We start from the raw sequence: 12,846 nt of genomic DNA, 5'->3' as shown, positions 1-12,846 counted from the left end.
TGCATCAGCTCACGGATGCAAGATCACCTTGCCCATGGCCTGCCGTCCCGCCAGCACCTTCAACGCATCGGCCGTCTGCGCCAGCGGGAAGGTGCGGTCGACATGCGATGAGATCTTGCCTTCCGCGGTCCACTTCACCAGCTTCTCGAGATTGGCGCGGTTCTTGGCCGGGTTGAGCCGGGTCCAGGCGCCCCAGAACACGCCGCGGATGTCGCAGCCCTTCAGGAGCGCGAGGTTCAGCGGCATCTTGGGAATGTCGCCGGCGGCAAAGCCGATGACGAGGAAGCGGCCTTCCCATGCGATCGAGCGCAGCGCCTGTTCGGCGTAAGCACCACCAACGGGATCGAAGATGATGTCGACGCCCTTGCCGGCGGTGAGCTTGCGCAGGCCTTCCTTCAGATCTTCCTTGGCGTAGTTCAGCGTCAGCTCGGCGCCGTGCGCCTTGGCGAATTCGAGCTTCTCGTCCGACGAGGCGCAGGCGATCACCTTCAACCCCATCAGCTTGCCGAGCTCGCAGGCCGCAAGGCCGGTGCCGCCGGCTGCGCCCAGCACAGCGAGCGTCTCGCCCGGCTTGGGGCTGGCGCGATCTTCCAGCGCATGCAGCGCGGTGCCGTAGATGATGATGATGCCGGCCGCGCGGTCGTAGTCGAGATTGTCGGGGATCTTCACGATCGATGCCGCCGGCAGCGCGATCTTCTCGCGTGCGCCGTTGTGGCCGCAGGAGGCGACCACGCGATCGCCGACCTTGAGATCAGTGACACCAGCGCCGATGCTCTCGATCACGCCCGCAACTTCCGCGGCCGGCGAGAACGGGAACGGCGGCTTGATCTGGTACTTGCCCTGGATCATCAGGATGTCGAAGAAATTCAGCGCCGCCGCCTTGATCGCGATCACGGCTTCGCCGGGCCCCGCCACCGGATCCGGCACCTCAGTCAGGACGAGGTCGTCGGGCTGGCAATATTGCGAGCAGAGGATGGCTTTCATGGCGGCACCTTGAGGGCGTTTCGGGTGGAATTATAGTTTGGCCGTTTCTGCCGGATTTAGGCAGTGGCGACAATCCGGATTCTTTGTCTGGGGTCAGCGACGGCCTATCCTCCGTCATTGCGAGCGCAGCGAAGCAATCCAGAGTCCGTCCTGCGGAAATAGTCTGAATTGCTTCGTGGAGCCTGTCATCGGGCCGCGCTTCGCGCGGACCCGGTGGCTCGCAATGACGAAATCCGCGGAGAAAGGATTCAAACGATGTTTGAAACAAGCCTGCTGAAGAACAAGCGCATCCTCATTACCGGTGGTGGCTCGGGTCTTGGCGCTGCGATGGGGCGTCGCTTCCTCGCGCTCGGCGCCGAGCTCGTGATCTGCGGCCGCAAGCTCGAGCGGCTCGAGGCGACGGCGCGCGAGATGCGCGACGAGACGGGCGGCACGGTCACGACCATCGCCTGCGACATCCGCGAGGGTGCGGCGGTCGACAGCATGATGGATGCGATCTGGCGCGAGGCGCCGCTCGACATCCTCGTCAACAATGCCGCTGCCACCTTCATCGCACAGAGCGAGCATCTCTCCTTCCGCGCCGCGGACGCGATCCTGGCGCCGACACTGCATGGCGCGATGTATTGCACGCTCGCCGCCGGCAGGCGCTGGATCGAGGCTAACCATCGCGGCGTCGTGCTGTCGATCCTCTCGACCTCCACCATCACCGGCCGCGCCTTCACCGTTCCCTCGGCGATGGCGAAATCCGCACTGCTGGCGATGACCAGGAGTCTTGCGGTGGAATGGGGCCCGAAGGGCATCCGGACCGTGGCGATCGCGCCGGGCCCGTTCCCGACCGCGGGGGCCACCGGGCAGCTCCGTCTCGAAGGCCGTGACGAAGGCTGGACCTCGCGCAATCCGCTCGGCCGCACCGGCGAGCACGGCGAGCTTGCCGATCTCGCCAGCTTCCTGGTCTCGGACCGCGCCGCCTACATCAATGGCGAGATGGTGGTGATCGACGGCGGCGCGCATCTGCGCAGTTCCGGCGCCGAGGATTTGCTCGGCTGGACCGAGGCGCAATGGGCCGCGCAGCGCGCCGCCCGATCCAGGGCCTAGCCGCCGAAGATGCCGCTAACTGCCTTCCCAAATTGAACTTTCCCGGCTATCCCTGCCCGGGGACAAAGCGCGCTCGGGCCATCTTCCAGTCACAATATTGAGGGAACCAACGCGGCATGTGGCGGGTGCTGATTTTAGCTTTGATGACTGGCGTGGCGGCCGGGGGAATCGCCGTGTCTGCGCGGGCGCAGACGGCGCAACCGACGCCCAAGTCCAGTCCAGCTCCAAAAGAGGCGGCACCGAAGCCGGCGGCGCCGCCGGCCAACACCAACGCAAAGGCGGCCCCGAAGCCCGAGAGCAAGCCGGCGGCCCCGGCTGCGGCCGTTGCGGGGGGCGCGGAGCCGACCCTGATCGGGCAGTTCGGCACCTGGGGTGCCTATTCGGCGACGCCGAACGGCAAGAAGGTCTGCTTCGCGCTGGCCAAGCCGTCGTCGTCGAAGACCAATCCGCCGAACCGGCCGCGCGATCCCGCCTATGCCTTCGTCTCGACCCGGCCGGCCGAGAAGGTCAATAACGAAGTCTCGGTCATGATCGGCTATGCGCTGAAGCCGGGCTCGGAATCGACCGCCGAGGTCGGCGGCGCCTCCTTCGCCATGTACACGCAGGGCGACGGGCTCTGGATCAAGAATGCGGCCGAGGAGGAGCGGATGGTCGAAGCCATGCGCAAATCCGCCGATCTCGTCGTCAAGGGCGTCTCGGCCAAGGGGACCGAGACGACCGACACCTTCTCGCTGAAGGGCCTCGCCCAGGCGCTCGACAAGATCGCGCAGGATTGCCGGCGTTAAGACTGCGGGCGATAAGGTCGCAATCGGCGGTTCCGGTTGTTATATAAGGCCGGTTCCATAAATTCGGTCGTCATGGCCGGGCTTGTCCCGGCCATCCACGCTAGCCACAAGCGAAGAGAACGTGGATGCCCGGGACAAGCCCGGGCATGACGAGACAGCAACTATTCAGGCAACCAATGCAACCGACGACCGAGCCGCACAACGGCCTCCTGGTGGAGAAGACCCCGCTCGAAACCTATGTGCCGCCGGCCAAGCCGTCGCTGATCGGCCTGTCGCGCACCGAGCTTGCCGATCGGCTCGGCGAGATCGGCGTCGCACCGGCCCAGCGCAAGATGCGAGTGCAGCAGCTGTGGCACTGGCTCTATTTCCGCGGCGCCCAGAGTTTTGACGAGATGAGCTCGATCTCGAAGGGCATCCGCGCCGAGCTCGCGCAGCATTTCACCGTCGACCGGCCCGAGGTCGTGGCCGAGCAGATCTCCAACGACGGCACCCGCAAATGGCTGTTGCGGCTGCCGAGCGGCGACAATGTTCAGAAGGCGCATGAAGTCGAGTGCGTCTATATCCCCGAGACCGACCGCGGCACGCTCTGCGTTTCCTCGCAGGTCGGCTGCACGCTCAATTGCGCCTTCTGCCACACCGGCACCCAGCGCCTGGTGCGCAACCTCACCGCCGGCGAGATCGTCGGGCAGGTGATGGTCGCGCGCGACCGCCTCAACGACTGGGCCGATCGCGAGGACGGCACGCGCCGCGTCACCAACATCGTGATGATGGGCATGGGCGAGCCGCTCTACAATTTCGACGCGGTGCGCGATGCGCTTCTGATCGTCGGCGACAACGAAGGCATCGGCATCTCCCGCCGCCGCATCACGCTGTCGACCTCGGGCGTGGTGCCGAACATCGTGCGCGCCGGCGAGGAGATCGGCGTCATGCTCGCGATCTCGCTGCACGCGGTGCGCGACGAGCTGCGCAACGAGCTGGTGCCGCTCAATCGCAAATATCCGATCAAGGAGCTGCTGCAGGCCTGCCGCGACTATCCCGGCGCCTCGAACGCGCGACGCATCACCTTCGAATATGTGATGCTCAAGGGCGTCAACGATTCGCTCGACGATGCCAAGCTCCTGGTAAAGATGCTCAAGGGCATTCCGGCCAAGATCAATCTGATCCCGTTCAATCCCTGGCCCGGCACCGCCTATGAATGCTCCGACTGGGACCAGATCGAAAAGTTCTCCGAATACATCTTCAACGCCGGCTATTCCTCGCCGGTGCGCACCCCGCGCGGCCGCGACATTCTCGCCGCCTGCGGCCAGCTCAAGTCGGAGACGGAAAAGCTCTCGGCGCGCGAGCGCCAGGCGCTGCGCGCCATGGCGATGACGGATTAGGTCGGGATGCCCACGCTCCCGCCTCCTCGTCATTGCGAGCGCAGCGAAGCAATCCAAAATATCTCCGCGGCGGCAGTCTGGATTGCTTCGTCGCATCAGCGCAAAATTGCTGCGCAATTTTGTCGCGAGCTCCTCGCAATGACGGCGAGGTGATTTTGACGTCATGTCCCTGATCGGCCGCCTCGTCGTCATCTTCATCGGCTTCCTCGCCGCCTGCTTTGTCGGCGGCATGATCGTCGTCGTCGCGCTGCTGTTTCCGGAATTCGCCGATCTCGGCGCCGGTCCGGTCGACCAGGGCACGATCGACATCCTGCTCGGCTTCGGCTTCATCTTCGTGTCCGGCTTTGCGCTGGTGCCGGCGGCGGTGATCGTCGCGATCACCGAAGCGCTCTACATCCGCAGTGCGATCGCCTATGCCGTCGGCGGCGGCCTTGTCGGGCTCGCCTGCTATCTCGGCCTCGTCCCGTTCCATTCCGACACGTTGCAGTTCGAGGGCATCGTCCGGCGTCACCTGGAGATCATGACGGGCGCGGGCATCGTTGCCGGCTTCGTCTACTGGCTGATCGCCGGCCGTAACGCCGGCGCCTGGCGCGAACCGCCGTCCCCGCGCAAGCCGCCTCCGCCGTTGCCGGCGAATTCAAGGCCGGGCCCGCGGTGAGTTTCCTACCCTCCCCTGGGGTTTCCATCCCTGCCCCACTCCGCTAAACCGCGCGCCATGAACAGGACTGGACTCTTCATCGCCCTGGCGCTGTGGCTCGTGATCGGCGTCGTCTTCGGCCTCTATCCCGAGCTCGATCTCAAGCTCGCTTCGCTGTTCTTCGACGCGGAGACCAAGACGTTTCCGCTCAAGCTGAACGGGTGGGCCGGCTTTGCGCGCGATGCGGCGATGTGGATCGCCTGGGCCTTCGCCCTTCCCTCGATCGTCGCGCTCGTGGTCAAGATGATCCGGCCCGACCGGCCGCTGATGGTGCCGGGGCGTACGGTCATCTTCCTGCTGGTGACGATGACCATGTCGGCCGGTATTCTGACCAACCTGACGTTCAAGAATTATTGGGGCCGTCCGCGTCCGGTGGTGGTGACCGAGTTTGCCGGCGATCAGCAATTCGTGCCGTGGTGGGATCCGCGCGGCACTTGCGGGCGCAATTGCTCGTTCTTCTCCGGCGAAGGCGCGACGGCGTTCTGGACGCTGGCGCCGGCCGCGCTGGCGCCGCCGGCGTGGCGGCCGCTCGCCTATGCCGCCGCCGTGGTGTTCGGCGCCTTGACCAGCGCCCTGCGCATGGCCTTCGGCGGGCACTTTTTCACCGACGTTTCGATCGCGGGCCTCGTCACCTTCGTCGTGATCTGGTTCGCCTACGCGCTGATCTATCGCTGGCCGCGGACGCGGTTCTCGGACGAAGCGGTGGATGCCGCCCTGACCCGGCTGAACATGCCCGCTTACCGGCTCCGTCAGCGCCTGTTCGGCCGCAAGACCGGCCCCGAGCCCTCGGTTTGAGCCATTAAAGGGGTGCCGAGCCCCGCGAAATTTGATATTCGCGCGGTCGAACGCACCCATCACATCAGCTTGAGACCCGATTGGAAGCCCCATGACCACGATCCTGAAAAGCCTGCCCAAGGGTGAGAAAGTCGGCATCGCTTTTTCGGGCGGCCTCGACACCTCTGCGGCGCTGCTCTGGATGAAGCAGAAGGGGGCGCGCTGCTACGCCTACACCGCCAATCTCGGTCAGCCGGATGAAGCCGACTACAACGAGATCCCGCGCAAGGCGATGGAGTTCGGTGCCGAGAACGCGCGGCTCGTCGATTGCCGCACGCAGCTGGTTCACGAGGGCATCGCCGCGATCCAGTCCGGCGCCTTCCATATCTCGACCGGCGGCATCACCTATTTCAACACCACGCCGCTCGGGCGCGCCGTCACCGGCACGATGCTGGTCGCAGCGATGAAGGAAGACGGTGTCAACATCTGGGGCGACGGCTCGACCTTCAAGGGCAACGACATCGAGCGCTTCTACCGCTACGGCCTGCTCACCAATCCCGGCTTGAAGATCTACAAGCCCTGGCTCGACCAGCAGTTCATCGACGAGCTCGGCGGCCGCGCCGAGATGTCGGCGTTCATGACCGCGCAGGGATTCGCCTACAAGATGAGCGCCGAGAAGGCGTATTCGACCGACAGCAATCTGCTCGGCGCCACCCATGAGGCGAAGGATCTCGAGAGCCTCGACAGCGGCATCAAGATCGTCAATCCGATCATGGGCGTGCCGTTCTGGCGCGATGACTGCAATGTCAAGGCCGAGAAGGTCGTGGTGCGCTTCGAGGAGGGGCAGCCGACCGCGCTGAATGGCCAGACCTTCTCCGATCCGGTCGCGCTGTTCCTGGAAGCCAACGCGATCGGCGGCCGTCACGGCCTCGGCATGAGCGATCAGATCGAGAACCGCATCATCGAGGCCAAGAGCCGCGGCATCTATGAGGCGCCTGGCATGGCGCTGCTGCACATCGCCTATGAGCGCCTCGTCACCGGCATCCACAACGAGGACACGATCGAGCAGTACCGCATCAGCGGCATGCGCTTGGGGCGCCTGCTCTATCAGGGCCGCTGGTTCGATTCGCAGGCGTTGATGCTCCGCGAGACCGCACAGCGCTGGGTCGCCCGCGCCGTCACCGGCGAAGTCACGCTCGAGCTGCGCCGCGGCAACGATTATTCGATCCTCAACACCGAGAGCCCCAACCTTACCTATGCGCCGGAGCGGCTGAGCATGGAGAAGGTGGAGGACGCCGCCTTCACGCCGGCCGACCGCATCGGCCAGCTCACCATGCGCAACCTCGACATCGCCGACACCCGCACCAAGCTCGGTCTCTATTCGAAGACCGGTCTGTTGTCGGGCAGCGAAGGCTCGCAGATCTTCCGGCTCGAGAGCGACAAGGGCTGAGGCTTTCCGGAGCCCGGATTGCGCTTCGCTCCATCCGGGCTCCGAGCTTAATGACGCTGTCATTCTCGGCCGCTACGCTTTCACTGTTGGAAACGGGATTGCGGAGCATCGCACATGGTCAGGGGATCGGCACTCGCCTCTCTCATTGTTCTCTGTTGGGCATCATCATCGTCGGCGCAGACGATCTATCCGATCGATCGCGCCGAGATCCTGGCCGGAGCCAAGTTCGACTTCAAGGTTGAGCTCCCCGGGCTGGTCGATCCCGCAAAGTTGAAGGTGACGGTGAACGGCGCGGATTACTCGGCCGCGTTCGGTCGCTCTGGAACCTTCACCCAGCGCGAGGACGGCAAGGAGCAGTCGGCCCTGATCCTGCGCGACGTCACGCTGTCCACGCCCGGCAGCGTTGCCGTCGAGGTAAGCGACGGCACACGCCAGCGCAGCGTCACATGGACTGTCTACGACACCGGCCCGCGCAAGGCGAAGAACGTCATCCTGTTCATCGGCGACGGCATGTCGCCGGCGCATCGGGTCGCCGCGCGAATCCTGTCCAAGGGCATTTCGGAAGGCAAGAGCCGCGGCAAGCTCGCCATCGACGACATGCCCCATATGGCCCTAGTGGCAACCGCCGGCTCGGACTCGATCATCACGGATTCCGCGAACTCGGCGAGCGCCTATGCGACCGGGCACAAGAGCGCCGTCAATGCCCTCGGCGTCTACGCCGACCGCAGCGCAAGCCCGCTCGACGATCCCAAGGTCGAAACCATCACCAGCCTCGCCAAAAGACGGCTCGGCATGGCGATCGGTGTCGTCACCAATACCGAGATCGAAGACGCGACGCCGGCGGCGATGGTCGCGCACACCCGCCGGCGCGCCGCCTATGACGACATCGTCGAGCAGTTCTTCGCGGCAAAGCCGGATGTGATGATGGGCGGCGGCAGCGCGAATTTTCTGCCGAAGTCGGCTGCCGGCTCCAAGCGCAAGGACGAGACCGACTACATCGCGAAGTTTCGCGATGCCGGTTATCAGGTGGCGACCACCGCGGGCGAGCTCAGCGCCTCTGCCGCCAAGCAGGAGACGAACAAGCTGCTCGGCCTGTTCGCCACCGGCAACATGGATGGCGCGCTCGACCGCAAATTCCTCAAGGGCGGCGGCGTCAAGAAATTCCCCGAGCAGCCTGATCTGACCGAACAGGTGCAGGCGGCGTTGAAAATCCTCTCGAAGAACGAAGCCGGCTTCTTCCTGATGGTCGAATCCGGAATGATCGACAAATACGCGCATTTGCTCGATATGGAGCGTGCCGTCTACGACACGATCATGCTCGACAACGCGGTGCGTCAGACGCGCGAATGGGCGCGCGCCCGCGGCGACGACACCCTCATCCTGGTGGCGGCGGACCACAATCACCCCAACAGCCTCGTCGGCACGGTGAATGACGACATGGCCACCGTGCCCAACGTTCCCTTACGCGAGCGCGTCGGGGTTTACGACAAGGCCGGATTTCCGAACTATCCGGCCCCAGACGCGGAAGGCTACCCGTCACGCATCGACGTGAGCCGCCGGCTTGCCATCTTCTCGGCGAGCCTGCCCGATCACTACGAGACGTTCCGTCCGAAGCTCGACAATCCCAACGAGCCGACCGTCAAGGCCGGCGACGACGGCACCTTCAAGGCCAACGACAAATACAAGGAGGTCCCGGGCGCGGTCCTGCGCCCCGGCAATCTGTCGTCGCTGGTCGGCGCCAGCGTGCATTCGGGCGAGGACGTCATTGTCACGGCGGCGGGCCCGGGGAGCGACCGCGTGCACGGCTCGATGGACAATACCGAAGTGTTCCGTGTCATGGCCGAGGCGCTGGGATTGGCTGCGCGAGAATGATGGGGGCGACTGCCAACCTGGGCCCAATCACATTCCTGCCGCAGGCGAGCGCGGCAGGCCGGGCCGCCCTGGTCCGCTCACGTTCCATCAATTCACGACGAGTGAGGCGGCGTGAAGACCAGCTTCACGCAGCTGCGGAAGAGCAGGATCTGTCGCTCCAGCCGCTTCGGGTCATTGAGGGTCTTCGACATGATGATTGCGCCGTCGACCACGCACGAGATCATCTCCGCGAGATCGTCGAGGTCGATCGGCTCGCGGGGCGGATAGATGGCGGCGATGCCGTCGAGAATCTCGCGGAAGTGCGCATTCCAGCTCCGGACCGATTGCGCGGTTAGATCGCGAACATCGCGATCGAACAAGCGCTCCTGATAGCAGATGCTGGCGATCAGGCAGCCGGGATGGCCGTTCGGCAGATCGGCCATGACTTCGGCGAGTAGTTTCAGCGAGATCAGGAACGACTGCAGCGGGTCGTCGGAGAGCTCGCGTCCGCGCCTGAAGATCTCGTCGAACAGGCGGTCATTCGTATCCACGTAGCGACGCAGCATCTCCCGTGCGAGCGCGTTCTTGTCCCTGAAGTGATAGAAGAACCCGCTCTTGGTCAGTCCGGCCTCGGCAATGACCTCCTCGATCGAGGTGGCGCCGAAGCCCTTTGCGAGCACCGCCGCTTCCGCGATCTGGAGAATGCGATCCCGCGTCGCTTCGCCCTTTCCCATCGATCTCTCCAGAACTGTACCGACAGTGCGGAAATTGGCCCTTGGGGCAAAGGCCCACTCCGCGTGACACGTGCAAATCATTGATTTGTCTCCGCTTGCGGGTGGAAGTTCAGGCGCACCATGGGGCTTCTAGAGCGACGCGACATTATGCGGCACCAAATGCCGCGACCGAACACGGGCGTAGCGCGACCGAGTGAAGAGAGCGGCCCGTCCAAATGATGGAGCGATCAATGGCCAGATACAGACATGGTCTGCCGCAGCGCGGCGGCGGCATTTTCCTGACCGATGGCGGCATGGAAACAACCCTCATATTTCAGCACGGGCTGGAGCTGCCCCACTTTGCGGCATTCGTGCTGCTCGACAGCGCGGATGGCCGCGCGCATTTGAGGCAGTACTACCAAGCCTACCTGCGTATCGCGCGGCAGCATGGGCTCGGCTTTGTCCTCGACAGTCCGACCTGGCGCGCCAACCCTGATTGGGGCGCCAAGCTCGGCTATGATGCGGCCAGGCTCAAGGCCATTAACATGCGCGCCATCCGCTTCCTCGACGAATTGCGCGGCGCTTGGGAGTCCCCCGCCACGCCTTGCGTCATCAATGGCGCGATCGGTCCGCGAGGCGATGGCTACAAGGCCGGCAACATGGACGCGGCGGAGGCGGAAGCCTACCACTCAGGCCAGATCTCGGCCTTCGCCGAGGCGGGCGCCGACGTGGTGACTGCATTCACGCTGACCAGCATCAACGAAGCCGTGGGCGTGGTCCGTGCGGCCAAGAGGCAGGACATTCCGGTCGCCATCTCTTTCACGGTCGAAACCGATGGCCGCCTCGTCCGGGGAGAGTCGCTGCGCGAGGCGATCGAGGCGGTCGACGACGCAACTGAACGTGCCTGCGAATACTTCCTGATCAATTGCGCGCACCCAACTCACTTCGAGAGTGCACTCGCCGCAGGCGAGGCGTGGGTCCAGCGCATCCACGGCATCAGAGCTAATGCATCGGTCAAGAGCCACGCCGAGCTCGACGAATCGGAGGCGCTAGACAGTGGTGATCCCGCAGATCTCGGCCGCCGCTATCGTTTGCTCAGGCGCGCATTCCCCGGGATGCGCATTCTCGGCGGCTGTTGCGGCACTGATCACCGGCATGTTGCCGCCGTTTGCGAGGCATGTCTGCCTTCGGAAGCGATGACGGCGTGACAAGAAGAATGGCCGGGATCGCTCCCGGCCATTTTTTTCTTGCGAAGGTCTTACTGGCGCGGCGGAGGCGCCGCATCGGCCTGGCCGCCGTTGAGCAACGGCGTGATGCGGCGGACGGTGACGCGCCGGTTGATCAGGCTCGCGCCTTGCGTCTGCTCCTTCAGATACTGCTCGCCATAGCCCTGCGACGTCAGGTTCTCCGCGGGCACACTGAATTGCTGCGTCAGCAATTCGGCTGCGGCCTGCGCGCGGCGATCCGACAGCGACAGATTGTCGACCTCGTTGCCGACCGCATCGGTGTGGCCCTCGATCAGGAACACCTCCTGCGGGTTGGCCTGGAGCGCCTGGTTGATGCCGTCGGCGATCACTTGGAGCCGCGCCGCCTGATCCGGCGGAATGGTCCACGAGCCGGTCTCGAAGTTGATCGTGTTGACGTCGATGCTCGGCATCTGCATGCGAACATTGGGGCTGTAGCGGATCTCGTCGAGCGAGTAGCGTCGGTCGATCCGCTGCACCGGCGGAGCCCGCATCGTTTCGTAGATCACCTGCGGCGGCGCCTCCTGGGCGTCGACGATGTAGCGATCGTAGGGAATGTTGACCACCGGCGGCGGCACGTCGACGTAGAAGCCGCCGACCGCCCGCGGATCGCGGTAGGTGTTGTCGATGATGACGATCTCGCGTCCGCGCGGGTCCCGGCGGATACGACGCAGGAGCGAGCCGTCCGGCCCGACCACGGTGATCACCTCGCTGCCGTCGGGACGGATCACGACGGTGCGGGTTTCGCCGCCGACGGTGTCGGTGCGGATGTCGCGGGCGCCATAGCGGAAGCGATAGAGATCGTTGCCGCGGACGTAAGCCTGCCCGCCCGGATCGCGGATGATGATGCGGTCCGGCTCGGTGTAGACGGTGCGGCCGCCTTCGACGACCTCGCGCCGTTGGCTATGGAGATCGGCGATGGTGGCGCCGATCACGGCGCCCGCCACCACGCCGGCACCGATCGCAAGCGGCGTCAGGTCACGCTGCTGCGGTCGCGGCGGCGGCGGCAGGGGCGCTGCGACCGTCGGCGCGGCGCGGAAGGCCGGCGCGACCGTCGGCGGTCTGTATTGTGCCCGGTCGGGTGGTGGCGCTGCGGCGGGCGTGCCGGGCACCACGGTCGGAGCCGCGGCGCCGGCGGGAGGTGCCGGCGGCCGGGCGGGTGCACCAGCCTGCGGGGGCGCAGCCGGAGTCCCGGCGGCGGGCGGACCGGCAGGAGGCGTTCCACCCTGTTGTCCCGGGGCTGGCGTTGCCGTCGGGGCCGGAGTTGCGCCGGGCGCGGGCGTTGCCGACCCCGGACGTCCGGGCGGCGGGGGTGGCGGCGTGCTGCCGGGCGTGGGCGTTGCTGTTGGAGCGGGCGCGGCGCCGGGTGCGGGTGATCCCGCCGGGGGCGGCGGCGCGCCAGGACGTACGCCGGGCGGAGGTGCGCCGGGGCGACCAGCCGGCGGTGCGCCGGGAGCCGGCGTTGCGGTTGGCGCAGGCGTCGTCGTCGGTGCCGGGGTCGCCGTTGGAGCTGGCGTGGCCGCTGGCGCAGGCGCACCGGGGCGGGCCGGGGGCGCGGCTGTCGGAGCAGGCGGTGTTGCCGTCGGCGCAGGCGCGGGGCTCGGCCGGGCCGGCGGAGCCGCTACGGGAGGCGGCGGCGGAGGCGGCGTCGGGCGAGCCGCAGGCGGCGGCGTGGTGGGGGCCTGCTGCTGCGGCGCCGCCGCAGGAGGCGGTGCGGGCGGCGGCGTGGGAGCCGGGCGTGCGGCGGGCGGAGGCGGCGGCGGGGCAGCGGGGCGCGCAGCCGGAGGCGGCGGTGTCGGGGCTTGCTGCTGCGGGGCGGCGGCCGGAGGCGGCGAAGGCTGCTTCGGAGCAGCAGGCGGCGGCGGGGGCGGCGG

11 protein-coding genes are annotated in these 12,846 nt (G+C 66.1%); 8 read left to right on the top strand and 3 right to left on the bottom strand.

Translation table 11 applies throughout. The features are described 5' to 3' along the window. Nucleotides 1-9: 9 nt before the first annotated feature. Nucleotides 10-984, bottom strand: coding sequence for an NADPH:quinone oxidoreductase family protein (locus I6F17_RS26645; protein WP_225132020.1), 975 nt, complete (start codon nt 982-984; stop codon nt 10-12). 255 nt (nt 985-1,239) lie between these two features. Here I6F17_RS26645 and I6F17_RS26640 point away from each other — a divergent pair, with 255 nt between their 5' ends. The 7 genes from I6F17_RS26640 to I6F17_RS26610 all read left to right on the top strand — a co-directional run bounded on the left by I6F17_RS26640 (nt 1,240) and on the right by I6F17_RS26610 (nt 9,036). Then, the gene (locus tag I6F17_RS26640; protein WP_225132019.1) at nt 1,240-2,079 is read left to right on the top strand and encodes an SDR family oxidoreductase; all 840 of its coding nucleotides are present in this window, start codon (nt 1,240-1,242) and stop codon (nt 2,077-2,079) included. Nucleotides 2,080-2,195: 116 nt separating this feature from the next. Beyond that, complete coding sequence (locus tag I6F17_RS26635) at nt 2,196-2,864, top strand: invasion associated locus B family protein (RefSeq protein WP_036002810.1); 669 nt, start codon at nt 2,196-2,198, stop codon at nt 2,862-2,864. Nucleotides 2,865-3,040: 176 nt separating this feature from the next. Beyond that, complete coding sequence (gene rlmN, locus I6F17_RS26630; protein WP_036002808.1) at nt 3,041-4,243, top strand: 23S rRNA (adenine(2503)-C(2))-methyltransferase RlmN; 1,203 nt, start codon at nt 3,041-3,043, stop codon at nt 4,241-4,243. Between the two features lie 163 nt (nt 4,244-4,406). Beyond that, complete coding sequence (locus tag I6F17_RS26625) at nt 4,407-4,901, top strand: hypothetical protein (protein ID WP_036038777.1); 495 nt, start codon at nt 4,407-4,409, stop codon at nt 4,899-4,901. A gap of 57 nt (nt 4,902-4,958) precedes the next feature. After that, nucleotides 4,959-5,735 (top strand): phosphatase PAP2 family protein, encoded by a 777-nt coding sequence (locus tag I6F17_RS26620; protein WP_036002803.1) that lies wholly within the window; start codon nt 4,959-4,961, stop codon nt 5,733-5,735. 91 nt (nt 5,736-5,826) lie between these two features. After that, a complete protein-coding gene (gene argG, locus I6F17_RS26615; RefSeq protein WP_036038771.1) occupies nt 5,827-7,164 on the top strand; it encodes an argininosuccinate synthase in 1,338 nt (445 codons plus the stop codon). A 114-nt stretch (nt 7,165-7,278) separates the two neighbouring features. Next, nucleotides 7,279-9,036: an alkaline phosphatase gene (locus tag I6F17_RS26610; protein ID WP_225132018.1), complete on the top strand. Its 1,758-nt coding sequence runs from the start codon at nt 7,279-7,281 to the stop codon at nt 9,034-9,036. Between the two features lie 92 nt (nt 9,037-9,128). On the opposite strand, the gene I6F17_RS26605 is transcribed toward I6F17_RS26610, so the two are convergent. After that, on the bottom strand, nt 9,129-9,749 hold the full coding sequence (locus I6F17_RS26605) for a TetR/AcrR family transcriptional regulator (RefSeq protein WP_225132017.1): 621 nt from the start codon (nt 9,747-9,749) through the stop codon (nt 9,129-9,131). A 230-nt stretch (nt 9,750-9,979) separates the two neighbouring features. On the opposite strand from I6F17_RS26605, the gene I6F17_RS26600 reads away from it, so the two are divergent. Continuing rightward, nucleotides 9,980-10,936 (top strand): homocysteine S-methyltransferase family protein, encoded by a 957-nt coding sequence (locus tag I6F17_RS26600; RefSeq protein ID WP_225132016.1) that lies wholly within the window; start codon nt 9,980-9,982, stop codon nt 10,934-10,936. A 50-nt stretch (nt 10,937-10,986) separates the two neighbouring features. Here I6F17_RS26600 and I6F17_RS26595 read toward each other — a convergent pair. After that, nucleotides 10,987-12,846 (bottom strand): OmpA family protein (locus tag I6F17_RS26595; protein ID WP_225190452.1); only part of this gene is annotated, 1,860 nt, incomplete at its 5' end.

Source organism: Bradyrhizobium sp. NBAIM18 (genome assembly GCF_020193825.1).
GTDB classification, from domain to species: Bacteria; Pseudomonadota; Alphaproteobacteria; order Rhizobiales; family Xanthobacteraceae; genus Bradyrhizobium; species Bradyrhizobium yuanmingense.
The sequence above is the reverse complement of the archived record's forward strand: the minus strand, read 5'-3'. Positions and strand labels throughout refer to the sequence as shown.